Raw genomic sequence first — 26,431 nt, 5'->3', positions numbered from 1 at the left:
CCTGGCGGCCATAGAACACTGGAACCACCTGATCCCATCCCGAACTCAGACGTGAAACGGTGTCTCGCCGATGATAGTGTGGGGCCTCCCCATGCGAACGTAGGTCACCGCCAGGGCCTTACACCCAAACCCCCGCCTCACGGCGGGGGTTTTTTTATGCCAGCGGAAAGAGGACGCCGGCGGTTGTGGGAAGTTCTCTCACGGAGACGCGGAGGTCACGGAGAATCCAAGATCTTTCCTGCGTGCGCTCCGTGAGAGATTTCAGAAACCGGTAGATCCTTTACCGGAAATCACCTTAGTTCCCCGAACTCCGACGCGCGCTCCGAACCTCATGCTTCGGAACCCCCTTCGCCTGCTTCGCAATCCGATTCCTCGGCGGTGCTGCGGGTTGACCGTCGGAGATGGCCAGGAGTATGCCTATAGCGATGAATCCCGTGATCAGACTGCTTCCGCCGTGACTGATGAAGGGCAAGGGTAGGCCGGTGAGCGGCACGAACTTGGTGACGCCGCCGATATTGAGGAAGGTCTGGGTTGCGAGGACCGTCATGAGTCCGATCCCGACCGTTCGGCCATAGTTGTCGGGTGCTCGGGATGCGACCAGCAGGCTCCGGCCGAACAGGATCAGGAAAAAGACGATCACGATCGCGCATCCCGCGAACCCCAATTCCTCTCCAATCACCGAATAGATGAAGTCCGATTGGGCGATGGGGGTATATTCGGGGCTGCCGCGTCCGAATCCTTCTCCCCAGAGTCCCCCTGAGTACATTCCGGACAATCCCTGAAGGACCTGCCAACTCCCTCCCGTGGGATCACGGAAAGGCTCTAGCCAAGCCGTCACTCGCCGCTCCCCGTGGGGCAGAACCTTCAAGACAACCCCGGCGAGTGCGACCGCGCCGATCCCGCCGAAGAGCAGGTAGCCCAAACGCCCGGTTCCGACAAAGAGCATCGTCAGCAAGGCGATGCTCAGAATGATGAAGAGTCCGAGGTCGCGTTTGACGACCAAGAGTCCGGCCAGCACCAGCCAGAAACCGGCGAGCGGCAGCAAGGCCCGCCATGGCGGCAGCGGCAAACCCTTTCCCCAAGCGCCGAGTGACTTTTCGTTGCGGGTGACAAAGCCCGCCACGAACAGCAAGATGGTCACCTTCAAGATCTCGCTCGGCGTGAACAAGCCGGCTGCATAAACGCCGCCGCGAAAGCGCTGGCCAAACATCAGTAAGACCGCCAAGAGCCCGAGCGAGAGCGCGGCCCAGACCCAAATCCAATGCCCCTGCGTGAGCGCTTGATAACGCCCGCGCATGAGGATGATGGCGGTTGCTCCCATCAGGACCAGCCCGATCGGAAAGAGAAGCAGGTTGAGCGAGATCGTCCCCTCGGTTTCGAAGGTTCCCATCCGGTATTGGGCAAGCATCCCGAATCCCGATAGAAAGGCGACGGCGACGAGGATGAGTTGATCACCCCTGAATCGTGCCGTCACCAGCATGAGATGCAGCGTCAGTAGCGAAAGGGCGTAGAACCCGAGCGGCAGGAGGTCGAGTCTGTCGAGCACCCCGCCGCCGACGTGCGTCGAGCCCCAGAGCATGACGAATCCAAGCGCGATACAGACGACGCACCAGGCCAGGAGCGCGCGCTCGGGCGCGCGTAGATCCCAGGTGTCCGCGACGTCGATGGGGCCGTTTGCCCGACTCACTCGATCAACCCCAGATCGACCGCTCGCAACAGAAGATCCCGCGCGATCGGCGCAGCGGTTGCGGACCCGTAGCCGCCATGCTCGACCAATACAGCCACCGCAAGTTGAGGGCGATCGGCGGGTGCAAAGCCGACAAACCAGCTATGCGACGCGCCCTGCGGGTTCTCGGCGGTTCCGGTTTTTCCCGCGATCGCGAGTCGATGGGTGTCGATCCCGCGGCCGGTCCCGCTGATCACGACCTGCCGCAGCATGGCCGATAGGCGTTCGGCGACGGATGTGCTCATGAAATAGGCCAAGGGTGCGGGTGCGTCCGTCTCGATCAATCGCGGTCTGACGGCGAGGCCCCGGTTGCCGACGGCGGACGCAATGAGCGCCATGTGTGCCGGTGTCACAAGAGCGGCGCCCTGACCGATCGACATCTGGGCGAGTCCATATTGGTCCGAGGTATCGAGTCGCTGGATCTCGCCCGTGCGCATCGACCAGGCTCCATAGGGCGTCTCATGCAGGACGATCCGTCGATTGAATTGCATCCGTTCAGTCATGGCGAAAAAGGCGTTGTGCCCGTAGCGCACGCCGAGCTGAGCGAAAAAGACGTTCGAAGATCGGGCGAACGCCGTGGCGAGGTCGAGGCGCCCGTGTCCCGCCCAAGCCGTCCCGCTGTTCCTGGCCGTATAGTACTCATGGTCCCGGATCTTTCGATAGCGCGGAGAGGTCGTGAAGCCGTCCGCAGGACAATCCAGCGTCCCGGAGAAACCCTTCTCCAGCGCCAAGGCGGCAAGCAGGATCTTGAAGCTCGAGCCCGGTGGATAGAGACCCTGAGTGGCGCGGTTCAACAAGGCGGCGCCCGGACCCGAATCCTGGAAGAGCGCCGGGGTGATCCGGTTGGGATCGTAGGAGGGTGCGCTCACGAGTGTGCGGATCGCCCCGTCGTCGGGCCGCAAAAGCACGATCGCCCCCTGCTTGCCCTCGAGGAGACCGAAGGCCATCCGCTGGAGCTCGGCATCGAGCGTGAGTGTCAGGTCCTGGCCGCGCGGGCGCTTCTCCTGCGTCACGAGCTGGCGACCGAGCTTCCCCCAATCGCCGAGTCCGTCCGGCGCGCCGCCGTTGAGTCGCACATTCGCCACCGACTCCATCCCGGAAGCCCCGAACCAGGGGTCGCTATACCCCACCACATGCGCGAAGGCAGGCCCGTCGGGATAGAGGCGATAGACCTGCCCGAGGATCTCCTCGCTGTAGGCGAGCACCTCGCCGCGATGATCCAGGATCCGCCCGCGCTGGATCCGATGGGCCGGGTTCAGCTCGCGCCTGTCGTGCAACTGCATGAACGCGATGAATTGCGGGCGAGAGGTGCCGATCAGCTGCCATGTCGCTTGATAGACCAGGATCCCGGTGAACAGGAGGGTCAAGAGAACGATCGGAACCCGCGCGGACCATTTCGCGCGCGGCAGATGTCGTAGCTCGGTGTCCCAGCGGGCGTCGAACATCGACCGGAGCAAATAGGCGGCAGCAAAGAAGAAGCCGACATGGAGCGCCAAGCGAATCAGCGACCAGAGCTCCGGATCCAGGTGTGTCGTCATGCGGGCAGGTCGATCGAAAGCTTCTTGGTTACGGTCTTACTCCGGGTTAGGGTGCAGGTCAGGATACGGTGCGAATCCCGAACCCGGTCGTTCGCAGAGCGACAGGATCCCGGCGTTCAAACGCGGCGGGACCCCCAGATCCTCGGCCAGCCAGTCGGCGGTGGCGAGTCCGTGCGGGAGTCTGCTGCCGGTGGCTGCGGCCAGCTGAGCGGTCGGCCAGAGTCCGGCGGCGCTCTCGACGACGCCGGTGACGACCACCTCGACGCCGGCCGTGGCGGCACGTCGGGACAGGTCGAGCGCGGATCGCAGCCCGCCGACGACGGCCGGTTTGATGACGATGCGCTTCACGCCTAGTTCCCCGATGTCCACACCTGCAGGCAAAGCGGCCAGGCTCTCGTCGAGCGCGAGCGGAAAGCGCGCTCGTTCCTGAAGCGCACGCAGCCGGCTCGGTTCAGGGATGCTCAGCGGCTCTTCCAGAGATTCGATCGGTAGATCCGAGAGCTGATCGAGTATTCGGCAAGCCACGTCATAGCCCCAAGCCCCGTTGGCATCGAGCCGAAGACGCATGTCGGTCGGCAGGACCGGTGCGAGCGCCCTCAGCCGGGCAATCTCCGAGGCCGGCTCTGCGACGCCGACCTTGAGTTTGACCACCCGAAAACCTCCCTCTGCGGCTTGTTGAAGATCCGCCACCGTCAGGGCCTCCAGCGCGCCGAGGATCCCGTTGACCGGAACAGCATCCGATGCATCGCTGGCCAACAGCCTTCTCAAGGGAACGCCTTCCGCTTGGCTCAGGAGGTCGAGCAGTGCGCACTCGAGCGCGCAGCGCGCGGCCGGCGTCGCGGCGAATCCATCGTCCAGCAACTGCAGGAGCTCGCCCACCGATCTGCCGGGCGCGCAGGCACAAGCATTCAACAATGCGGACTCGGCCGCCCCGTGATCCTCGGTTCCCGCCACAGGTATCGGCGCACAATCTCCGAAACCGATTGCACCATTCGTCTCGGCACACACCAGCCAGCCGCGTCGTTGTTGAAAAACGCCCCGCGCACTGCGCCAGTCGCGACGCAGCGGCAAGTCATACGGACGGATCCGGAGTCGATCGATCCGGAGATGATCCATCATCCTAAACCGCGCCCTGTGCGGTATGCGATGTTTTTGGATGGGATCGGCCCCGGCGGTTTCGACGAACGCTGGAGTCGGCGCGGTTTAAAGTATTAAAAAACATTAAATTTCAAACCGCGTCTCACCGAGACCGAGGACATCTCCGAAGCTAAACGCAAAATGAAAATGACGCATGTCGCTCAGGACGCGGTTTAGATCCGGCTCAGACCGAATCCGACGAGCAGCAGCACCGTCACGGCCGCTTGGAAGAGTCCCGTTTGTCCCAGGAGTGGATTGATCTGCTTGCCGGTTGCGCCGCGAACGAGCTTGAGGGTCAGAAGACCGCCGAGCGGGACGGCGACCAGTAGCGGCCATGCGATGGCCGGGCCGAAGCTGAAGAGCAGGATCGCAATCGATGCCAGAAGCAGCAGGCCATACAAAACACGCGCCTTCGGTCGGCCCAGATGGTGGCACAGGGTACGCCGTCCTGCGATGCGATCGGTTTCCAGATCCCGGTAATTGTTCAGCAACAAGACCGCGGCGGCCGGCAGACCCAGGGCGATACCGACCATGATTGCCGGCCAATCGAAGCTCAAGGTCTGGAGATAATAGGTCCCGCCCACGGCGGCGAGCCCGAAGAACAAGAGCACATAGATCTCGCCGAACGGGCCGTAGGCGATCGGGCGCGGCCCGCCGGTGTAGGCGTAGCCCGCGACCAGGGATGCGATCCCGATCGCGAGGATCGGCCATCCGCCGCGCACCACCAAGGCCAGCCCGATGACGAAGGCGAGTCCGAACGCCAGGTGTGCAGCCCGCTTGACCTGCTCGACGCTGAACCAGCCCTGGGCCGTCGCCCGTGGCGGGCCGAGACGATCGGCCGTGTCCGTTCCTCGCTCGTAATCCGAGGCATCGTTGTGCAGATTGGTACCGATCTGAATCGACACCGCGGCGATCAGGGTGAGCACGGCCGTGACGGCGGCAAGCTGTCCGGTCTGAAAGACGGCCAGCCCGATCCCGGCTACGACCGGGGCTACGGCCAACACCAAGGTCTTCGGACGCGCCGCCGCGATCCAGAGTGCGAGATTCGACCCGAAGTCCGACACTTCAAGGGCGCCGCGGGAACTTGCCGAAATCAGGCTCGCGTTTTTCGAGGAAGGCATCGCGTCCTTCTTGTCCCTCCGCGGTCGTGTAGAAGAGCGCGGTGGCATTGCCGGCCAGCTCCTGGATGCCGGCCAGTCCGTCCGTGTCGGCGTTGAAGGATGCCTTGAGCACACGCAGCGCGGTCGGGGACAACCGGTTCATCTGACGGCACCAATCGAGCGTCACGGACTCAAGCTCGCGCAGCGGCACCACGGTGTTGACGAGCCCCATCGCGAGCGCCTCCTGCGCATCGTACTGGCGGCACAGGAACCAGATCTCCTTGGCCTTCTTCAGTCCGACGGTGCGGGCCATGAGTCCGGCCCCGAAACCGCCGTCGAAGCTGCCGACACGCGGTCCGGTCTGGCCGAAGCGGGCATTGTCCGCCGCGATCGTCAGGTCGCAGATCAGGTGCAGCACATGCCCGCCGCCGATCGCATAGCCCGCGACCATGGCCACGACCGGCTTGGGGATGGTGCGGATCTGACGCTGCAGATCGAGCACGTTCAGGTGCTCGACCCCGGCCTCGTCGCGGTACCCCTCGTCGCCTCGGATGCGCTGATCGCCGCCCGAGCAGAAGGCCAGGTCGCCCGCGCCGGTGAGGATGATGACGCCGACACGCGGATCCAGATGTGCGCGACGGAAGGCGTCGATCAGCTCGCGCACCGTCTGCGGCCGAAAGGCGTTGCGCACCTCGGGCCGGTTGATGGTGATCTTCGCGATCTGTTCCGCCTGTTGGTAGAGGATGTCTTGGTAGAGGTCGCCGGGGGGCGTCTCCCAAACGACCGGGCTCGGTCCCGCGACTTCGGTCTGACCGGCCTCTTGACTCAACGCTGACGACACCTTGTAACCTCATTCACTCTCGATGATGGATTGCTCGCGAACGCCGTTCCAGAACACGCGGTGCGTGCGCAGGCTCAGCTCCGCATCCAGACGGACCTCGATGAGTCCGGCCGGCTCTCCGCGCACGCCGGCGTCCATCGCCTCGGTCCATGCCTGCACGAAACCCGAGGCATCCTCGACCGACCGATGCTTGAGCCCGAAGGCCCGCGCGAGGGCATCCGGCTGCACGCGCTGCGGCGTTCGCCAAAGCGGATCGAACCCCGCCAGGCCGCGCTGCGGCAAAGCGTCGAAGATACGGCCGCCGCCATTATTCAAGACAATGCACGGGCGGTCGAGTCTCTCCATCAGCAACAGACCGCTGAGGTCGTGGATAAAGGACAGATCGCCCAAAAGTCCGGTGACGCCGCGTGTCGGCTCCGCCCGGCCTGCGTTCAGCCCGGCCAGTGTCGAGCTCTGTCCGTCGATCCCGCTCGCGCCGCGATGGCCGAAGACCCGCAGCGACTTCTCCGAGTGTCCCGACCAGGTGTCGAGCTGACGGATCGGCAGCGAGTTGGCGCAGAAGAGACCGTCCCCCGCGGGGAGACGTTCCAGCAGATCGACGATGAGATGACCCTCGCACCAAGGCGACTGCTCCAGGAAGGCGCGAGTGAGCCGGTCGAGCGTCTCCTCCGCGGCGGACCAGCGCCCGATCCAGGCCCCGTCCGAGCTGCGGTTCCCTTGGCCGCCGATACCGTCGGACTGCAGCAGGCGATAGAACGCCATGGGGTCCGCGGTGATCCGGGCCATGACGTCATGGGTCGGATCGGTCCAGCGTTCGGCCGGATCGACCAGGATGGCGGGGACGGCCTCCAGCCAGCCGGCAAGCGTCTTGGAAACGGGTGCCCCGCCGAAGCGGACGACCCAGTCCGGTTTCAGCAACGCCGCGGCCTCGGGATTGCGCAGGAGGCTATCGTACCGCGTGATCCGAGCGCCACGCGCCGGCCGGAAGCGCAGGCCGGACAGCGGGTCGGCCAAGACCGGGGCGTCGAGCCGCTCGGCACAGGCGAAGATGGCCTCGGCCGCTGCGTCCGATGGCGTCATCGGACCGCAGGAGATGATCCCGCGTCCGCCGAGGAGTGTCGTGAGCCCTCGCGGCCACTGTGATGTGTCGAAGGAACGCACCTGATCCGTCCCCGACGAATGAGCCTCGGATGCTTCATGCGGGCCGCTTTCAGGCCCTTCTAAGGGTCCGAGCGGCTCGGCCGTGCAGGATGGCCCCGGCACGAGCGGCTCGCGAAAGGGGAGATTCAGATGCACCGGACCGGGCCGCGGACCCCGACTGACGAGCGCGGCGCGCAGGCCGAGCGCACGGATCGCCTTGAGCGCGTCCGGGCCCTCTTCGGCCGGACCCGGATCATGACACTCGCGCGTGAATCCGCCGAAGAGACGCGTCTGATCGATCGTCTGGTTCGCACCCCAGCCGCGCAGCTCGGGCGGGCGATCCGCCGAGAGCAGGATCAGCGGAAAGCCGGACTCGGATGCCTCGATCACGGCCGGAAACCAATGGGCGAGGGCGCTGCCCGAGGTACATACGAGCGCAACCGGCCGAGCCGATGCCTGCGCCAATCCCAATGCGAAGAAGGCGGCGCTGCGCTCGTCGAGGATGGGAGTGAGCTCAATGAAGGGTTGTCGTTGGGCCGCCATCACCAGCGGCGTCGAGCGCGAGCCGGGCGAGAGCACCACCCGACGCACCCCGCCGCGCACCAGGCCATCAAAGAGCGCCAGCGCCCAACGTAGATTGCGACAACCCTGATCGGGCGTCTCGGTGTCGCTCATGCGAACTGGAGTGCCGTCGACATGGCCGCGAGCTTGTGCTCGGTCTCCTGCCACTCGGAGTCCGGATCGGAGCCCGCGACGATCCCTGCCCCGGCGTAGAGATTCGCCGTGTTGTCCTGGATCTCGGCGCAGCGCAGCAGGACCCAGAGCTCGCCGGTGAGATCCGGCGCGATGATCCCGGCTGCCCCGGTATACCAACCGCGTTGGATCGGCTCGGAGCGCCGCAGCCAGGCGCGTGCCAGCTCGCAGGGATGACCGTTGGTGGCCGGGGTGGGATGCAGCAGCTCGGCGAGCTGAAAGACGTCCATACCGGGGTCGAGCTCGGCGCGCACCAGGCTCCAGAGGTGTTGCGCGTTGTTGAGCTGCATGACCCGAGGTCCGTCCGGCGGCTCGACGTGACGGCTGCAATGATTGAGCGCATCCGTGACGGCATCGACCACGACCATATGCTCGTGCAGATTCTTGCGCGAGGTCTGCAGGGCGCTTGTGAGCTCGGCATCGCGATCGGCACTCGCCGCGCGGCAGACCGTTCCGGCGATCGCGTCCACCTCGATTCGGTCGCGCTGTTGGGTGAAGAGGCGCTCGGGCGTGGCCGCGACGAAACTGGTCGCGTGTCGGCGGATCGTTACCACCTGACAAGAGGGAAAGAGATAGGCGAGAGCGGCGTTCAACCGGGTCAGATCGAAGCGCCGATGGCCCTCGAGTCTGAGTCGCCGACAGACGACGACCTTCTCCAGATGCGCCTGCTCGATCTGCTCGAGGGCGGACAAGACGAGGTCCTGCCAACGTGCCGCATCCGGCTCGGTCGACCCCTGATCGAGCCGCGCCGGCGTCAGCGGATCGAGCGCCGGCTGATTCAGCCGCGGGATGATCTGCTCCAGCCGATCCTTCCAGCGCGCAAAGACCTCCTCGCGTCCGACCGGCAACGCGGTCGAGAGGATGACCGCCGCCTGACCGGCGCGCGAGGACAGCGCAAGCTCCGGAAGCCAGAGCAGTGCGTTGGGCATGGTACCCGACTCGGCCGATGGATCGGGCATGGGCGAGGACGCGAAGCCGAGCATCGCGAACCCCGAGAAACCGGTCTCGTCCGGGTCGAGATGTTCCCAGTGCGCCGACATCCGTTTGGCGGCCGTGCGCAAGGTCTGAAGACGCGCCTCGCCCTGCGCGGTCCATTCGCCGGCGATGCCGTAGCCCGCACGCACCTCGCCGCGATGATTGTGCGCGAACTGAAACTGCGGGCCCGGGATCTCGGGTGCGATCGCCAGGGCTTGAGGCAGCTCCAGGACGAGGGAGACGAACCCCTCGGAACGCGTGAGCGGTAGGCTGTCCATCGTCTCGGCGAGGCGCGCGAGGATCTGCTCGAGGGTCTTGAGCGGTGCAAGCATGAGTGAGTCTGAAGCGCCGGCGGTCTGGTGTCTCGGCCCCGGGTGCGGCGACACGCGTCGCACCGGGACTCGGCATCCTCGAAAAGCTCAGGCGGCCTGAGGGATCGACCAGAAGCGATCGATCGCAGCCGCCGTTTGCGCCGGCTGCTCCCACTGGAGCAGTCCGCGTGTCGGCGCGATACGTTCGGCCCGCCAGTTCGAATGATGGCTCAGGAAGTCCGGAAGCTCATGAAAGTCGATGTTCGGATCGCGATCGTAGAGCACCAGCACGGGCTGAGTCACGCTCGCGTAGACGCTTTCGCGTGCGTTCGGGGTAAACAACTGACCGGACAGGAAGTAGAGCGGCGCAAACTTCGCACCCGGCTGATGCGATGTCGCGTAGGCGTAATCGATCATCTCGGGAGGGATGGCGCCGTGGAAGGCCTGCTTGTAGAAGAAGCGGATGCTCGGCCGCGAGGTCAGCAGGGCGAAGAGCCCGTCGTTCACCACCGGCACGCTCAGCACCTTGTAGGCGCGCTCGGCGGCCTGGCCGGTCGGCAGCCGGCGCGCGCTGAATCCGGTCGGGGAGATCAGGATCAAGGACTCGATCAGCTCCGGCTTAATCAGTGCTGCCTGCGCGGCGAGCTCGCAGCCGAGCGAGAAGGCGACCAGATCGCAGGGCTTGCCGACCACCTTCTCCAGAAAATCGACGATGGCGTTGGCGTAGAGGCTCGGCGAGTAACGCCGGTCGCTGCGATCGGAGTGGCCGAAACCCGGCAGGTCGAGCGCATAGACGGGCCGCTGCGAGCGATACTGCTGGAACAGCGGCTTCATCTCGAAGGCGCTGGGTGCGGCATTGATGCTGTGCACCAAGACCAGCGGCCGGCCGGTGGCCGAGGTGTCCGCGTAGTAATGAATGCGTCCGCCGTGCTCGGTCGCCAGATCGTGCCGCGGGGCATCGAGCGCGGCCGGAAGCGCGACCTTGCCGGTCTTGGCCGCGCCGTGCGGTTGCGGAAGTGCCGAATCCTTACCTGTATCCATGTCGATAAAACCTCGTTATGTACGGCTTTCGATCGGGTGTGGTCTGCGTTGATCCCGCTCGGCGCGGCGACAGATCTCACGCGTGAGTCCTTTGAAGACGAAGCGGTGAATGGGCTCGAGTGAATACCAGTAGAGCAGTCCCCAAACCCCGGCCGGGTGCCAGTAGGCCGTCGCCGTGAGGCGCGTGCCCCCGTCGGGCAACGGGGTCAGATCGAATTCCATCACGCCGGCGCCGGGGGCGCGCATGCCGAAGGCTAGGGTGAGTCGTTTCTCGGGTTCGGCGCCGAGCACCTTCCAGTGATCGATGCGGTCGCCCGTACGCACCTCTTGCGAATGGCGTCGACCGCGCTTGCGTCCGGGGCCGCCGATGGCCCAATCCATCCACTCGCGGATCGACCAGAGCGTATCCAGATAGTAATAACGGTTGTCCCCGCCGATCGCGGACACCAGTCGCCAGACCGCCGCCGGATCCGCGCGGGTCTCGGACGTGCCCGAGGCGCGCTTGGCATAGTAGGCGTAATCGATACGTTGATTGCGCACGGCGAAGGCCCCCTCGGTCCAGCGCGTGATGGGCTCGCCGCTGCGCTCCAGCGCGAACGCGGCATCCACAGCCTCGCGAAACCCCAGGAGGCGTTGAGGGGCCAGCCGACGTGCTGCGGCATCGTCGGCGTAGAAGTCATGGCGCAGACCCTCGATCAGGGCGCGCGCCACGTTCGTCGGCACCGAGGTGATGAAGCGCAGCCAGTGCGCCGAGAGCCCCGGTGTCAGCACGGGGACCGGGATGATCCAGGGGCGGCGTTTGCCCGCCGCGTCGGCCAGGATGTACATCATCTGCGTGTAGGTCAGGGTCTCGGGGCCGGCGGTGTCCAGGCTCAGGGACGCAGCCTCTTCAACCCAGGGCAGCCGGACAAGGTAGACCAGCAGATTCTCCAGCGCGACGGGCGGCGACTTGGCGCGCACCCAGCGCGGCGTAACCATGACCGGGAGATGATAGACCAGGTCGCGCATCACCTCGAACGCCGCCGAGCCCGGGCCCACGATGATCCCGGCGCGGATCTCGGTCACGGGGACCGATCCGCGGCGCAGCACCTCACCCGTGTCGCGTCGCGAGACGATGTGCTCGCTCACGGCATCGTCCGGGACCAGTCCGCCGAGATAGACGATGCGTCGCACGTCGGCCTTTGCAGCGGCATCGGCAAAGTTGCCGGCCGCCTCCAGGTCGAGACGCCCGAAATCGCGTCCCGCCGCCATGGAGTGCACCAGGTAATAGGCGACCTCGACGTCCTGCAGCGCTGCGGGCAGGGTCTCGGGCGCAAGTGCATCCGCCGGTACGATCTCCACCGCTGGCCAGCCGCGTGCTTCGAGCGTCTCTCGGCTGCGCGAGCTCGCCCGCACGCGCCGTCCTTCGGCGAGCAGGCGCGGCACCAAATGACCGCCGATGTAGCCGCTGGCGCCGAACACCAGGCACAACCCTCCCGTACCCTCCGGAATGGGCTTCGTTTGCACTGGCGCAGGCGTTTGGGCCTCGCTTGTGCTCACTGCCGTGGTTTCAGCCATTAGGACCCTTCTCCGGCGGTCGACGCCGCAGGCAACGGAGGTTTTTTCCGTTGTCAGTCAGCCGCACTTTGCATTTGACGATTTCCGCGAAATGCCATACCCGTAGGTTGTGCTGACGATAGGAAGCACAACTTCCGCCGGCTGTTGGTTGTGCCTCGCACGGCTCGGCACAAGCTACGGCCTCCTCTGCGTGGAGCGCTCCGATGCGCAGCTTGGCATAACGGTATCCGGAATTCGCCTTAAACCGCGCCAGCTCCGACAGTTGTCGGAGCTGGCGCGGCCAAGCCGATCCAACAAAAGACGCATAGCGCACCGGGCACGGTTTAAGGGGCGAATCGACCTCGGCATCGAGCCGAGCCATCGCTTCGGTGCCTATCCTCCGCCAGTCTCCGCGATTTCGCGTTGACGCTGGGCAATAGATGTCAATTCAACGTGACGGGCTAAGTGTCAAGTGAAGTTTACAACGATTTTGTGCGTTTGTCTGGTCCTGGCGGGCTGTTTCGGACTGGTCGCACGGGAGGATGCACACACGCCGCCCTTGGACAAGGATGTCGCCGAGGCGTTGATCGCCGCGTCTCTTGCGTCGGCCGGGAATGGTTCCGGCCGGCACGTCGAGACCGGCGTGGTTGACTCGGCGACCGGTTGTGCGCTGCATTATCGCCTCTATCGACCGGCGACGGCGCGGACCGAGGATCTGGTCGTCCTTGGCCATGGTTTCCTCCGTAGCCAGGAGCGCATGGCCGATCTGGCACAAGCCCTCGCCGACGAGGGCATCCCGACCGTGACCCTGGACTTCTGCAACACGCGGTTTTGGGACGGACGGCATGTCCGCAACGGTCTGGATATGATTCGCGTGGCCAATGCGCTGGATGCGAAACAGGTGGTCTATGCCGGATTCTCCGCGGGCGGGCTGGCGGCCTTGGTCGCGGGCAGCAACGATCCACGAACGCTCGGCGTCGTCGCGCTCGATCTGGTCGACGCCGGTCGGCTCGGCGAGGGGATGGCCGCCGGCCTCGATCGGCCGCTGATCGGTCTGGTCGGGGATCCCTCGCCCTGCAACGCCGAGAACAATGGCCTCGCCGTCTTCTCCGCCACCGATCGTGCCGCCGTGGAACGGGTGACTGGCGCGGAGCACTGCGACTTCGAGTCCCCCACCGACTGGCTCTGCCGGCTGGTCTGCAAACGCGACGCGCCCGACGAGGCATCGCCGCGCAGGGACATCATCGCGGCAGCCACCGACGCGGTTGTTTCATTGATCGCACCGCCGTCGGAGGCAAAACAGGCGGGTCGATGGGCCGGCGGATGAGGTCACGGTCGCTCAGCGTCCGAGCCCGGCCGAAAGACCCGAATCGAAACGCCCGACCAGGATCAGACCCGCCAATCCACCGTAGAAACAAAGCGAGCCGAGCGGAATGCTCGCGAGCGTCCAGAGCCAGGCGAGCGCCGCCACCGAGACACAGACCATGGAGCCATAGCCGATCGCGACCGGCCGCGCGATCGGATGACCGAGCCGCCAATACACCAGTGCCGAGGCGGCCAATGCGATGATCCCCTTGATCCCGACCATCGCGTGTAGGAGTCGCACCAGATCCGGATCCATCTCGCCCGCGGCCGAGAAAGGAGCGGTTACGACGGCTGCCGCCGCGGCGGTCGCGGCGATCGCGAAGAGGAGCGCAGCCCTCCGGGCGAGCGGACGGTCGCTGGTTACCAGCGGGGTCCGGACGAGGGCGCGATCAAGAACGGATGTCAAAGATGCATACATGCTCATGCGATCACCCCCGGCAGGTGTGGAGAACAGGTCTAGAATCACCGTGAAGGCTAGATGCCGACAGCCAAGACTTCAACCCCGCCCGATGCACTGTCCGATGCGACCGAATTTCAGACCCAGCGACACCCCGCGAACCCCGGTAAGCTCCGACGGAGGCCGCCGATGAGCCGCTCACAGCCCGATGAACAAGACTATCTGAGCCTCTTCCGGATCTACGGGGACGATCTCGGCTCGCTCTACCGAGAGCCCGACGACGACCGCTATGCGCTCCTGTTCGAGCAGGTCGTTCGGCTCCTCATCAAACCCTCGTCGTTCAATCGGTCGCTGCCCGAACCCTTCCGTGTCGCCGCACGGCGCTATCACGACGGCGACCCGGCCACGGTGAAGCATCTCGGCCATCCCGCCAACCGCCACTTCATGCTGTGCGATCTGCACGACCTCATCAGTCTACGGAGCCGCGTCGCCCGGAATCGCCGAACGCATCATTCATGACCGGCCTCGGGACGGCCGGTGGTGTGAGCACGCAAGCCGTTGTACCGGAGCGACTTAGCATCGATCCGTTTCTAAGATCTCTCACGGAGACACGCTGACACGGCGAATTCGAGATCGTTGCTTCGTGCACTCCGTGTCTCCGTGTCTCCGTGAGATGCCTCTTGAGCTGGAACCGAAATGCCGGCGTCAACTGGTCGGTGGCAAGATCGGGACGAATCGTGTTGTCCCGCCCATGACTCCTGTACGATGATCTGCCAGTAACCGACGCCGTCACCGGGCATCATCGGTGATCGCCATCCGGAATTTGATCGAGATTCCAAGGGCTCGTTTTCCGCTCAGCGGGGTGCGTCGCACAGCGGAATCGAGGATCAGGCCAACAGGGGGTAACGTGCTCGGAACCGTTCGTGACACCTGCAAGATCCATCCGATGGTCCAGGACTACCGGATGACGGAAGCGATCGAGAACCTCTCGGATCTCATCCACGACCAGGGCGACGGCACCGAGTTCTTCGCCCGCAACCACATCACGCAGGGGATGGAGACCCTGTTCCTCGAGGGCCTGTTGCGCCTTGCGGGACTGTCCGATCAAGCTGCCTTCGAGTTGGCTCAGGCCATGGGCGGCGGCAAGACCCACCTCATGATCGCCATCGGACTGCTGGCGAAATACCCTGCCCTCCGTCCTCTGGTCCTCCCCCCTGAGCTTGCAGAACGCCTGGATTTCGGTTCCGCACGCATCGCCGCCTTCAACGGCCGCAACGATCCGGAGCACTACATCTGGGGCGAGATCGCCGAGCAGTTGGGCCGGCATGACCTGATCCGTCCCTACTGGATCGATGGTCCGCGCGGTGTCGACGAGGCCAAGTGGCTGGAGATCCTCGGCGAGGAGCCGACCCTGATCCTGCTCGACGAGCTGCCGCCCTACCTGCTCAACGCCGACACCCGCGCGGTCGGCAAGGGCTCGCTCGCCGATCTGGTGACCTACAGCCTCGGCAATCTCCTGAGCGCCGCCATCAAACGGCCCCGCTGCTGTGTCGTCATCGCCAATCTTTCGGGCAGCTACGACGCCCAGACCCGCGATCTCGCGCGGGTCATGTCCAACCTTCAGCAGGAGACCCGCCGTCAGGCCCAGACCATCACCCCGGTCCAGCTCGCCGGCAACGAGATCTACGCGATCCTGAAGAAACGCCTCTTCACCCAGCTTCCCGACGCGCCCTTGATCGACGCCGTCGCGGAAGCCTTCGCCGAGCAGGTCAAGGCCGCCGAGGACGGCGGTTACATCACCGCCAGGGCCATGGAAGAGGTCGCCGAGGAGGTTCGCGAAACCTATCCCTTCCACCCCTCCTTCAAGAATCTGGTCGCCCTGTTCAAGGAGAACGAAGGCTTCAGGCAGACCCGCGGTCTGATGCAGTTCACCGCCCGACTGCTGCGCAGCGTGTGGAACCGCGACGCCAACGATGTCTTCCTGATCGGCACCCAGCACCTGGATCTGAACGACACCCAGGTGCGCGACGAGATCCAGCGTGTCAACCCGGCACTGCTGCCGGCGGTGGTCAACGACATTGCCGACCACGGCAATGCCCGCGCCGAGGAGATCGACGGGGATCTGGGCAGCGACGCCGCCGGACAGGTCGCCAAGCTGCTGCTCTCGGCCTCGCTCTCGCGCGCCGTCGGCGCCCACACCGGCCTCACCCAGGCCGAGATCATCGAATACCTGGCCGCGCCCAATCGCAAAGCCGACGAGTTCCTGGCCGGGCTGGAGCGCCTGCGTGATCGCGCCTGGTATCTGCATCGCGAGGGCGAAGCCTTCTACTTCAAGGAGACCGAAAACCTCGGTCGGCGCATCGAGCGCGATGCCCGGCAGATCCCCCTGCCGAAGCTGGAGCAGGCGCTCATCAACCGGCTGGAGGGGCTGTTTCAGGCCCAGAGCAAGACCCGCGCGGCCTACCAGGATGTCCAGATCATGCCGCGGCTCGATGATGTCAAGCTCTCGGGCGCCCGCGTTTTGCTCGTGGTGCAGCCGGACGGGCGCACCCCGCCGGAGGCGATCCGGGCCTTCTATGAATTCCAGCAGGAGAAGAACAACCTCCTCATCCTGTCCGGCCACGACAGCCATCTGGCCAACGAGGTCGAGGCACGTCTACGCGAACTGTATGCGGTGGAACGCATCCATGCCAATCTCAAGCCCGGCGACACCCTGTTCGAGGAGGCGCGCGACAAGTACGAGGAGCTCTCCGAGCGCTTCACCAAGGCCGTCTCCGGCGCCTATAACCGGTTGTTCTATCCCGGTCCAAGCGCGGGTGGCGCCGGCGAGCTGGTGATGGCGACCATCGACAACGGCTTGAGCTTCGGCACCGGCGAGCATTCCGCCGAGGCCCAGATCGAGCGTCTGCTGGCAAGCGGGCGCTGCGACAACAAGCTCGCACTGGACATGAGCGATGACCTGCTCAACTACTGGGCGATGGCCGAGACCTATCTCTGGCCGGGCAAAGATCGGCGCGTGCCCTGGCGCGATCTGGTGATGCGCGCCAAGACCGATCCCACCTGGCCCTGGATGCCGGGCGCGCGCGGCCTGGAGCTGCTGCGTGACGAGGCGCTCAAGCAGGGCCGATGGCGTCAGACCCCCGAGGGCCACATCGAGAAGGGCCCCTTCCCGCCCGAGCAGACCTCGGTCAACGTCACACCCACCGCAACCCATCGCGAGACCGGCGAGACCAGTCTGGTGCTCACCCCGCGCAATGCCGGCGACAGTCCCCGCGTCTATGTCGCCACGAGCGCCGCCGTGTCCGAGCAGGACGAGCAGGTGCAGGATCTTGATGACTACCGCACCACCGCGGCGACCCTCTACTTTCTGGCGGTCGACAGCACCGGCAAGTACCGGATCGGCGAGCCGACCCGCTGGAGCGCGGATCTGGTCATCCGGCACGAGATCCACGCGGTCGCGGATACCCGCAAGGTCGAGCTGCACTGCGCACCGCCTGCCGAGTTACGCTATACCCTCGACGGCACCAATCCCAAAGAGGGCGCCCGCTACGCCGAGCCATTCACCGTCCCCGCCAAGGGTTGCACCATCCTGATCGCGGCCAAGGCCGGCGAGGTCGAGAAGAGCGCCAAGATCCAGGTCCCGGCCGACGGCGACGACCGGGTCATCATCGACGACACCAAAGCGGCACACCTGGTGAAGCCGAAGATCTCCATCGACACCACCGACAAAGCCTTCGCGGTGATTCAGCGCTTCAAGGATCGCCCCGAGACCCTGCTGCGCGGGGTGCAGATCCTCATCGGCGAGGGCGAGACCGCGGCCCAGATCCGCTTCAACGACCGCGAGCTGACCGCCGCCGCGATCGAGGCCGCCATCAACGGCATTCGCGCCGCACTCGGCGATCCGCAAGCGGCTGTGCAGGTGCTGATCAAAGGCGGCATCCGCTTCGGCGACGGCTACGCCCTCAAGGAATTCGCCGAGATCGCCGGGATCGGCCTAGCCGCCGGCGATGTGGTTCAGGGGGAATGATCCGGTCTCTCACGGAGACACCGGGATATCGAGAGAAAATAATCGGGACTCTCACGGAGACACGGAGACACGGAGAAGAAAGAGAAAGAGAAAGAGTAAAGAGTAAAGAGTAAAGAGTAAAGAGTGCAGAGGAAGAAGTCGCTTGCGGGGTTATGAATCACAATACAACACCCTCTTCACCTCCGTATCTCCGTATCTCCGTGTCTCCGTGTCTCCGTGAGAGAATAATGACATGATCTCTGCGTCTTCATCTCCGTGTCTCCGTGTCTCCGTGAGAGCATAAATTGGCCGAGCGAACGACCTACGCTCATCCCACCCGTGGCTTCGGCGTGCCGGCGACCTCCGACCCGCATCATTTCGTGGTCGAGATTCCCCGCGGCAATACCGCGCCGATCCTGATACGCGAGCACCTCGGGATGGGCTCGGAGAACGCCCGCGAGTTGGTGATCGACCGCGTTCTCCTGGAACGTCCGCGCTGGACCGCGATCCGTGCCGAGGTCCAGCGTGCCTTCAACGCCCGGCTTGCAGAGCACAACCTCGCCGGCGGAACCTGGAAGGTGGGCGAGACCCCGGTCGACCGTTTGCTCGGCAAGGAGCTGTGCATTCTGGCCTGGGCGGTCGAGCGTCTTGATCCCGAGAAGATCCGCGTGGCCGTGCGCAACTGGCTCGCGTTGCGCCCGGAAGAACGCTGGTGGTTGTTCGGCATGACTGCGGTCGCGACCGGCGGCGTACAGGACGCGGAGAAGGGATGGCGGGTCGCGCTGCGTTTCGCCTTGGGGGATGTCGCCCAGAATGCACAGTTGAAGACGCGGATGCTGCCGGAGCAGCCCGCGCCGCAGGGCCAGGGAACGCTGTCGCTGTTCCAGGATTGACGCCCTCTTCAGCCGCAACCGAGATGATTTCATCCCAGCGGTTCGGGGAGACGGATTTCCGGTATGTCGCTGATAGTCAAAAAACTGCGTTATTCTCATATCGACGCTCAGCAATGATCGATAACGTTCTGACTCCGAGTCGACTGACCCTGGTGACGCAGCTCCCGCTGCGTCACCCCCGAGATGAAGCTCTGCTTCACGACTGTGCCAACGAGCGATTGGTGGTTGATTAGGTTCGTGAAGCGGAGCTTCGTCTCTCGGGTCGCGAAGCGGGAGCTTCGCGACCAGGGCAACGCATCACCACCCCAATGCCGGGGCGGCTGCGCCAACGGGCCGCTGGAAATCGATGCGGTATCAGCCACGAGCAAACGGCCAGCGCCAGCCGCTCGCGCGCGACGCAGCCATTCAGGCGGTGTGCAAACGGCTGCTTCTGTGATCGAGGAAATAGATGATTGATCTTGTTGCGTCAACAAACGGCGTTCCGATCAGATTGACCGATGAACGGTGGGCCCACATAATCATTACATCTTTCGTGACTCGCAGAATACGGTCTCTGGAGAGGAGAACACAGATATGGCCGAAGTATCAGTCAATGATTTCTTAAGTTTGATTTCCGCAGTTAAGCATGCACCGCAGGGGTACCTATGGTCATCGTATGACTCAGAAGCCGACGTTCTATATATTAACTTCAAGAAGCCGAGTCATGCGACAGATAGTGAAATAACAGATGATGATGTCATCATTCGTTATGAAGAAGATGCCGTAATAGGTTTTGCTATCCTGCACGCCAGTAAGAGAGGTCGTTAACGAATAAGGTGAGGTGCTTCGGGTCACTAAAAGGTCTTCGTGTGCTCATTCGTCTCTCTCTTTTTTTCCTCTCCGTGACTCCGTGTCTCCGTGAGAGATCAAAAACCCTTGGACTCGCACCGCAATGATGGTTGAAGCAGGCACGCATACAGCAGTCGGAACTGCGCGGCTAGAGCCTTTCGCGTTAAGAGACGCCCCGACGCTGATCGAGGCTGTTTTTCCGGCGCAGAAGATCTCGTTCGAGGCACAGCGCGAGCGTAAGGCCGGTGCAGGGCAAACGCTGACCGCGCTCGGGTCCTACTGGAAGGGCCGTAAGCCGCTCATCCTGGTGCGGGCCATCCTGCTCGGCAGCCTCTTGCCCCAGACGGATGATCCGGAGCAGGACCTTGAGATCTTCGAGCAGTTGATGGCGTTCGACACCGCCGGACTCGCCCGGCGCGAGCCGAAGATCGGCGTGACGGAGCTTGCCCGGCGTCTGACGCTCGCGGATACCTGGCGCTACTTCGCGGCGTCTTACGAGGGCAAGGCGGTCACGCCGCAAGACCTGGCCTGCCTGCAGTGTCCGTTTGAACCCGACGACTATCCTGGACTCACCATTCGCTGGCGTCGCGACATCGATGAGGCCGACAAGCTGGATCTGCTGGCCAGGGCGCTGGCGACCTACCCTACCTACGAGGAACGTGCGGGACTCTGCAAACGTCCGGAGGAGCTGGACCAGGCTGCGCTCTACGCGCCGATCTGGCCCGCCGTGAACGCCCATCTGGGCCGCTTCGGTATCGAGGCCCACTCGCATCAGGAATTGGTCGAGCAGCTCGGCATCCTGCGCTTCGGACATCGGCCGAAGGTCGGCGACACCTTCTGTGGCGGGGGTTCCATCCCCTTCGAGGCCGCGCGATTGGGTTGCGATGTCTATGCCTCGGACCTCAATCCGATCGCCTGCATGCTGACCTGGGGAGCGCTCAACATCATCGGCGCCTCGGCAGAGAAGCGCGCCGAGATCGAGCAGGCCCAACGCGAGGTGGCCGAGGCGGTCGATCGGGAGATCACCGCACTCGGAATCGAGCACGACAGCCGGGGCAATCGGGCCAAAGCCTATCTCTACTGTCTGGAAACGCGCTGCCCGGAGACCGGCTGGATGGTGCCGATGGCACCGAGTTGGGTGATCTCGAAGAACCGGAGCGTGATTGCCCAGCTGGTCCCGGATCATGCGAATAAGCGATTCGACATCGAGATTCGAACCGGCGTCTCGGCCGACGAGATGCGGACCGCCGAGCTTGGCACGGTGCGCGACGGCAATCTCGTCTACGCGCTCGACGGCAAGACTTATCGCACGGCGATCAAGACCCTCCGCGGCGATTATCGAGACGCCGACGGGAATACCACCAACCGGCTTCGCCGCTGGGATCAGCACGACTTCAAGCCGCGCCCGGACGACATCTTTCAGGAGCGGCTGTACTGTATCCAATGGATCACGGGCGAAACCCTCAATGCGCATCGTCCGACGACATTCTTCGCCGGGGTGAACGAGGAGGATCTGGAACGCGAGCAACAGGTCGAATCCATCGTCACCGAGAACCTGGAACGCTGGCAGGGGGATGGTTTGGTGCCGGATATGGCGATCGAGCCGGGATACAACACGGACCAGCCTATTCGGGAGCGCGGCTGGACGTATTGGCATCAACTTTTCACCGCCAGACACCTAGTCGTCTTAAGTTTAGTCCGCACTCACCAAGCGCTTCCAAGTCAGCACTTGGATTTGGCCTTGATGCTCAACATTTCTTCTCGGATGTGCAGAATCAATGCTACGGCGAGTCAAGGTGGAGCCGTAAAGTACAACGACGTTTTTCAGAACCAGGCGCTGAATACTTTTTTCAACTATGGCATTCGTGGGTCGCTTTCTCTACTGAAATCAGGTCGCATCAAGCCGCCGGTTCTTCATCTCGGTTCGATGCTCCAGCAGGCCGAGACACAACGCTGCAGCGTCGTGACGTGCTCCCACGCTGGGCCGCGCGAGTTAGGCCGTTTGGGGCTGGAGTTTGGGCCAGAACGGGATGGGAATACCATCGTTGATCTATTCGTGACAGACCCCCCCTACGCCGACGCGGTGATGTACCACGAAATCACCGAGTACTTCATCGCATGGCTCCGCAAAAACCCGCCACCACCCTTCGACCAATGGACCTGGGATTCGCGTCGGGACATCGCCATCAAGGGCTCGGGCGACGACTTTCGCCGCGGCATGGTCGATGCCTACAAAGCGATGACCGAGCACATGCCGGACAACGGTATGCAGTGCGTGATGTTCACCCATCAGGACACCGGCGTCTGGTCCGACATGGTGAGCATCTTCTGGGCCGCCGGTCTGCAGGTCGTTGGCGCCTGGTATATCGCCACCGAAACCACATCGGAGCTCAAGAAGGGCGGCTATGTCCAGGGCACCGTGATCCTGATGCTGCGTAAGCGCCCCGCCGGCGAGCGTCCCGGTTTCAAGCAACGCATCCTTCCCGAGGTGAAACGCGAGGTCGATGCCCAGATCAAACAGATGCTGCATCTCAACACCGAGACCGAGGCCCGCATGGGCGCGCCGGTCTTCAACGACTCGGACCTGCAGATGGCCGGCTACGCGGCGGCGCTCAAGGTCCTGACCGGCTACACCAGTCTCGGCGGCGAGGACGTGACCGCCTTTGCCCTGCGCCCGCGCCGCAAGGGCGAGACCACGGTGGTCGACGAGATCGTCGAGCAGGCCGCCGAGACCGCCAACGGTTTGCTGGTCCCCGAGGGACTCGACCGCGAGACCTGGCAGGCCATCGGCGGCATCCAGCGCTTCTATCTGCGCATGCTCGACATGGAGACCACCGGGGCGTCCAAGCTCGACAACTACCAGAACTTCGCCAAGGCGTTCCGGGTCGACGACTATGCTGCGGTGATGGCGAGCACCAAACCGAACGCGGCGCGGCTGAAATCCGTCACCGAGTTCAAGCCGCGCGATCTCACTGACCGGACCGAGCTCGGGGCCACCCCGCTCGCGGCGCTGGTCATCGCCGTGCAGGAGTTTCTGGCCGACAAGGATCCCGAGGTCGTCATGGCCAACCTGCGCGACGCGATCCCGGACTATCTCCACCGTCGTCCGCTGCTGGTCGACATGACCGCCTTCATCGCCGCCAAGGCCCGCGGACCGGAGATCCGACGCGCCGCGGAGGCGATCGCAAGCCGGATGCGCCATCAGCGGTTGCAGTAGAAAATTCTCTCACGGAGACACGGAGACACGGAGAAAATGCACCGAACAACAGCGCCGGACATCTCCGAGACCAAGGTCGGAAGCCTGTCGGACCGGCGGTCGGCGATGGCACGATTTAGAAATGACGCCGCGTTCTGGGTCTAAATTTCAGTTTCTTTTTTCTCCGTGTCTCCGTGTCTCCGTGAGAGTCCATGAGCATCCGCCGCTTTTCTTCCCGCACCCATCGTCTTGACCAAAGCTTTCTGGCCGAGCAACTCCAAGGCGCGCGCAGTTACCGGCGCATTGCCGGCTACTTCACCAGCTCGCTGTTCGAGGTCGCGCATGAATGGCTGGAGTCGGTGGCGGATGTGCGCATTGTCTGCAACGTCGATCTCTCGCCCGAGGATCTGAAGGTCGCGCAGCTGCGCGAGGCGCGCATGCTCGGCCGCTGGAACGAGCGCTCGATCGAGGCCGAGTCGCTGCTCAACCGCGAGCGTTATCGGCGTCTCGATGCCTTTCTGGCCCGGCGCGGCCAGGTGATCCGGGTGGCGCCCGACAGCCTCTGCGGCTTTCTGCACGGCAAGGCCGGCGTGATCGAGCGGGCCGACGGGCGCAAGGTCGGCTTCATCGGCTCGATGAACGAGACCCGTCACGGCTGGCAGCAGCACTACGAGATCCTCTGGGATGACGATTCACCCGAGGGCGTGGCCTGGATCGAGGCCGAGTTCGAGTACCTGTGGAACGCCGCCAGGCCGCTGCCCGAGGCGGTGTGTCGCGAGGTCCGACGGCGTGGGCGGCGTTTCGAGATCACGCTTGGCGAGATCACCACCGAGGAGACCCTCGCCCCGGCCGCGCTGATCGAATCCCCGCTGTATCGCGAGGGCATGTCGCTGCAGCCCTGGCAGCAGGGTTTCGTCTCGGAGTGTCTGCGGCACTACAACGACCACGGCCAGGTCCGCCTGTTGTTGGCCGACGAGGTGGGTCTGGGCAAGACGCTGTCGCTCGGCACCGCTGCACTGACCCTGTGCCTGCTCGCGGAGCAGACGCGCCGACGCCGCAAGCCGATCGTGATCTTCGCCCCCGCCACGCTCTGCGAGCAGTGGCAGACCGAGATGATCGACAAGCTCGGTATCCCCTGCGCCCGCTGGCACTCCACGCGCAAGGTCTGGCTCGACACCGAGGCGCGGGCGATCTCCCCGAACGGCCCGGAGCACATCGCCCGCTGTCCGCTGCGCATCGGCATCGTCTCCACCGGGCTGATGGTGCAACCCTCACGCGAGAAGGCGATCCTGGTCGGGATCGGCTACGCGGTGGTGATCCTCGACGAGGCCCATAAGGCGCGCTCGCGCCAGGGCTGCGGTGCGGATGCCGGCGAGCCGAACGCGCTGCTGGCCTTCATGCACGCCATCGCCGACCGCACCGATCACCTGCTGCTCGGCACCGCGACCCCGATCCAGACCAATGCCGAGGATCTGTGGGACCTGGTGCGCGTGCTGCACCGGGGCAGCCAGGGGTTTGTGCTCGGTCATGCGCTGTCCGACTGGCACTACCCGGAACGGGTGTTGCCGTTGCTCGGCGGCGCGCAGCGGGTCGAGGACATCGACTACGGCTGGCAGTTGCTGCGCTCGCCGCTGCCGACCCGGGAATCGACCAACGAGCCCAACGCCCGGCGCCTGTTCCACAACCTGCGCGAAGACCTCGGACTGCGCGCGAGCGATCACCTGGCCGGGGCGCTGACCGATCTCCCACCGGAGTTGCGCGACGACCTGGAGACCGAGCTTGATCGGGTGATCGACGGGGCGAGCTTCTTCCAGCGCGAGAACCCGCTGGTCCGTCATGTCGTCCTGCGCAAACGCACAACCCTCGAAGAGCGCGGTTTGCTGGACAAGATCGCGGTGAATGTCCATCCGGAAGACGGATTGGTGAAGGATCCGCATCGCTTCAACGCCCTGTTCCAGGACATCGCCCTGCGCACCACACCGGATTTTGATCGGGCCTACCAGGAGGCTCGTGAATTCGGCAGTGTGCTGGCCAAACGCGGCACGGGCGGCGGCTTCATGAAGAACCTGATGCAACAACGCGTCTGCTCCAGCGTCGTGGCCGGGATCAACACCGCAACCAAGCTCCTGGCGGGGCGCAAGGTCATCGAGCAGACCGAGGAGGGCGAGGAGGAGGTGGCCGTGCAGACCGACGCGGAGCGCGCTGCGCTCCAAACGCTGCTCGTCGCCCTGGAGGGGATGACGGATGATCCGAAGCTGCGCGCCATCCGCTATTACCTCAACGAGGAGGGCTGGCTGGATCTCGGCTGCATCATCTTCAGCCAGTATTACGACACTGCCCGTTGGGTCGCCGACGCCCTGGCCGCCGAGCATCCGGTCGAGACCATCGGGCTGTATGCCGGGGCCGATCGCAGCCGACTCTACCGCGAGGGCCAGGCGGTCGGCATCGCCCGCGAGGAGCTCAAGCGGATGGTCGCCGATCACGACATCCGAATCATGGTCGCCACCGATGCGGCTTGCGAGGGCCTGAACCTGCAAACCCTCGGCACCTTGATCAACGTCGATCTGCCCTGGAACCCGACCCGTCTGGAGCAGCGCATCGGGCGCATCAAACGTTTTGGGCAGGCGCGCTCGACCGTCGACATGCTCAATTTGGTGCATCAGTGGACCGTCGACGAGACGGTCTATGCGCGCCTGTCCGAGCGCATGCGCAACCGCTACGATCTCTTCGGCGGTCTACCCGACACCATCAAGGACGACTGGATCGAGGATCTGGAGACCTTGGGCGAGAAAATGGATCGCTACATCGAGGAGCGGCGTCAGGCCACGGGGTTCGACCTGCGCTACAACGACAGCATCAAACCGGCTGACGATGCCTGGCGCGACTGCGCCGCCGTCCTGGCACGGCGGGATCTCGACAACCTGATGCGGCAGGGGTGGAGTGGCTAGCGCAGCGGAGCTCGCAGCCGGATGCCTTTCATGGGTTCTCTCACGGAGACACGGAGACCCGGAGACACGGAGACACGGAGAGTAAAGATGAACATTCAAACTGTCCCGGACTGAACGACACTTACGGAGAATTCCGGCGCGTCGCCCAAAATGTCCAAGGACACCGACATTACCGTGCGCAGCCTGCTCGCCCAGCGTGGACTGAAGAAAGGCGATCTGTCCAAGTTCATCGAGGACGCCGTGCGCTGGTGCGTGTTTGACCAAGCCCTTTCCGAAACGCGGGCGCGGAGCGTGGGTCAGACCTGGAGTGAGGGGGCGTAGACGGGCCTTCAGGGTGACTTGGAGACAATAGGCCAGGAAGGTGACGAGAATGTGCGCATCGATTCGCCGATCCAATTGGTGGTCAATCGGACGAGTACTCAGGTCGCCTTTGAGCTCTTTGAACGCAGATACTTGAGCGCCTCGTCGAGATCCTGCAGGCTGGTCTTGTCCACGGCCAGGAAGACCAAGGTATTGCGATAGTGCGCGGGCTGTTGCCGCGCGTCTCCAGGATTGGCGGCGACCTCGGCTGCGCTGTCGGGCGTCTTGGGGGCTGGGGAGGGCTGGCTACGCTACCGCAACCATGGTTCTGCTAGTGGGGTACCGTCAAACGAAAGGGGCGCCAACCTATAGGCTTGCCCTACCGCCGCGCGACGCTGCC

The 26,431-nt window shown here is 64.4% G+C and carries 18 protein-coding genes and 1 rRNA gene; 9 read left to right on the top strand and 10 right to left on the bottom strand.

The window, feature by feature from the left end; all coding sequences use genetic code 11:
* Positions 1 to 116: ribosomal RNA gene (rrf, locus tag AADX97_RS16635) — 5S ribosomal RNA — on the top strand.
* A gap of 179 nt (positions 117 to 295) precedes the next feature.
* On the opposite strand, the gene AADX97_RS16630 is transcribed toward rrf, so the two are convergent.
* From AADX97_RS16630 to AADX97_RS16590, 9 genes are all read right to left on the bottom strand, one after another.
* A complete protein-coding gene (locus tag AADX97_RS16630) occupies positions 296 to 1,687 on the bottom strand; it encodes an FtsW/RodA/SpoVE family cell cycle protein (protein ID WP_374234683.1) in 1,392 nt (463 codons plus the stop codon).
* Positions 1,684 to 3,264 (bottom strand): peptidoglycan D,D-transpeptidase FtsI family protein, encoded by a 1,581-nt coding sequence (locus AADX97_RS16625; RefSeq protein ID WP_374234684.1) that lies wholly within the window; start codon positions 3,262 to 3,264, stop codon positions 1,684 to 1,686. Before AADX97_RS16625 ends, AADX97_RS16630 begins: the two co-directional genes overlap by 4 nt.
* A gap of 36 nt (positions 3,265 to 3,300) precedes the next feature.
* On the bottom strand, positions 3,301 to 4,383 hold the full coding sequence (menC, locus tag AADX97_RS16620) for an o-succinylbenzoate synthase (RefSeq protein ID WP_374234685.1): 1,083 nt from the start codon (positions 4,381 to 4,383) through the stop codon (positions 3,301 to 3,303).
* Positions 4,384 to 4,574: 191 nt separating this feature from the next.
* On the bottom strand, positions 4,575 to 5,465 hold the full coding sequence (locus AADX97_RS16615) for a 1,4-dihydroxy-2-naphthoate polyprenyltransferase (protein ID WP_374234686.1): 891 nt from the start codon (positions 5,463 to 5,465) through the stop codon (positions 4,575 to 4,577).
* A gap of 1 nt (position 5,466) precedes the next feature.
* The gene (menB, locus tag AADX97_RS16610; RefSeq protein WP_374234687.1) at positions 5,467 to 6,330 is read right to left on the bottom strand and encodes a 1,4-dihydroxy-2-naphthoyl-CoA synthase; all 864 of its coding nucleotides are present in this window, start codon (positions 6,328 to 6,330) and stop codon (positions 5,467 to 5,469) included.
* Positions 6,331 to 6,351: 21 nt separating this feature from the next.
* A complete protein-coding gene (menD, locus tag AADX97_RS16605; RefSeq protein WP_374234688.1) occupies positions 6,352 to 8,157 on the bottom strand; it encodes a 2-succinyl-5-enolpyruvyl-6-hydroxy-3-cyclohexene-1-carboxylic-acid synthase in 1,806 nt (601 codons plus the stop codon).
* Positions 8,154 to 9,542: an isochorismate synthase MenF gene (locus AADX97_RS16600; RefSeq protein WP_374234689.1), complete on the bottom strand. Its 1,389-nt coding sequence runs from the start codon at positions 9,540 to 9,542 to the stop codon at positions 8,154 to 8,156. The genes menD and AADX97_RS16600 overlap by 4 nt, the downstream gene beginning before the upstream one ends.
* Positions 9,543 to 9,629: 87 nt before the next feature.
* Positions 9,630 to 10,562, bottom strand: coding sequence for an alpha/beta fold hydrolase (locus AADX97_RS16595; protein WP_374234690.1), 933 nt, complete (start codon positions 10,560 to 10,562; stop codon positions 9,630 to 9,632).
* A gap of 15 nt (positions 10,563 to 10,577) precedes the next feature.
* Entirely contained in the window at positions 10,578 to 12,119 is a 1,542-nt protein-coding gene (locus AADX97_RS16590; RefSeq protein WP_374234691.1) for a DUF2867 domain-containing protein, read from the bottom strand.
* A 451-nt stretch (positions 12,120 to 12,570) separates the two neighbouring features.
* Between AADX97_RS16590 and AADX97_RS16585 the strand changes: the two genes are divergently transcribed.
* Complete coding sequence (locus AADX97_RS16585; protein WP_374234692.1) at positions 12,571 to 13,425, top strand: alpha/beta hydrolase; 855 nt, start codon at positions 12,571 to 12,573, stop codon at positions 13,423 to 13,425.
* 12 nt (positions 13,426 to 13,437) lie between these two features.
* On the opposite strand, the gene AADX97_RS16580 is transcribed toward AADX97_RS16585, so the two are convergent.
* Positions 13,438 to 13,887 (bottom strand): hypothetical protein, encoded by a 450-nt coding sequence (locus tag AADX97_RS16580; RefSeq protein ID WP_374234693.1) that lies wholly within the window; start codon positions 13,885 to 13,887, stop codon positions 13,438 to 13,440.
* Between the two features lie 162 nt (positions 13,888 to 14,049).
* Between AADX97_RS16580 and AADX97_RS16575 the strand changes: the two genes are divergently transcribed.
* The 7 genes from AADX97_RS16575 to AADX97_RS16545 all read left to right on the top strand — a co-directional run bounded on the left by AADX97_RS16575 (position 14,050) and on the right by AADX97_RS16545 (position 26,052).
* On the top strand, positions 14,050 to 14,379 hold the full coding sequence (locus AADX97_RS16575) for a hypothetical protein (RefSeq protein ID WP_374234694.1): 330 nt from the start codon (positions 14,050 to 14,052) through the stop codon (positions 14,377 to 14,379).
* Between the two features lie 343 nt (positions 14,380 to 14,722).
* The gene (locus AADX97_RS16570; RefSeq protein ID WP_374238625.1) at positions 14,723 to 17,887 is read left to right on the top strand and encodes an anti-phage-associated DUF499 domain-containing protein; all 3,165 of its coding nucleotides are present in this window, start codon (positions 14,723 to 14,725) and stop codon (positions 17,885 to 17,887) included.
* 284 nt (positions 17,888 to 18,171) lie between these two features.
* Positions 18,172 to 18,759, top strand: a complete 588-nt coding sequence (locus AADX97_RS16565) for an anti-phage-associated DUF3780 domain-containing protein (RefSeq protein ID WP_374234696.1) — start codon at positions 18,172 to 18,174, stop codon at positions 18,757 to 18,759.
* 573 nt (positions 18,760 to 19,332) lie between these two features.
* Positions 19,333 to 19,566 (top strand): DUF2283 domain-containing protein, encoded by a 234-nt coding sequence (locus tag AADX97_RS16560; protein WP_374234697.1) that lies wholly within the window; start codon positions 19,333 to 19,335, stop codon positions 19,564 to 19,566.
* A 124-nt stretch (positions 19,567 to 19,690) separates the two neighbouring features.
* The gene (locus AADX97_RS16555) at positions 19,691 to 22,804 is read left to right on the top strand and encodes an anti-phage-associated DUF1156 domain-containing protein (RefSeq protein WP_374234698.1); all 3,114 of its coding nucleotides are present in this window, start codon (positions 19,691 to 19,693) and stop codon (positions 22,802 to 22,804) included.
* Positions 22,805 to 22,995: 191 nt separating this feature from the next.
* A complete protein-coding gene (locus AADX97_RS16550; protein WP_374234699.1) occupies positions 22,996 to 25,731 on the top strand; it encodes a phospholipase D-like domain-containing anti-phage protein in 2,736 nt (911 codons plus the stop codon).
* Between the two features lie 150 nt (positions 25,732 to 25,881).
* Positions 25,882 to 26,052, top strand: coding sequence for a ribbon-helix-helix domain-containing protein (locus AADX97_RS16545; protein ID WP_374234700.1), 171 nt, complete (start codon positions 25,882 to 25,884; stop codon positions 26,050 to 26,052).
* Positions 26,053 to 26,431: the final 379 nt, after the last annotated feature.

It is taken from the genome of Thiocapsa sp. C2-2m, assembly GCF_041903745.1.
GTDB classification, from domain to species: Bacteria; Pseudomonadota; Gammaproteobacteria; order Chromatiales; family Chromatiaceae; genus Thiocapsa; species Thiocapsa roseilacustris.
The sequence above is the reverse complement of the archived record's forward strand: the minus strand, read 5'-3'. Positions and strand labels throughout refer to the sequence as shown.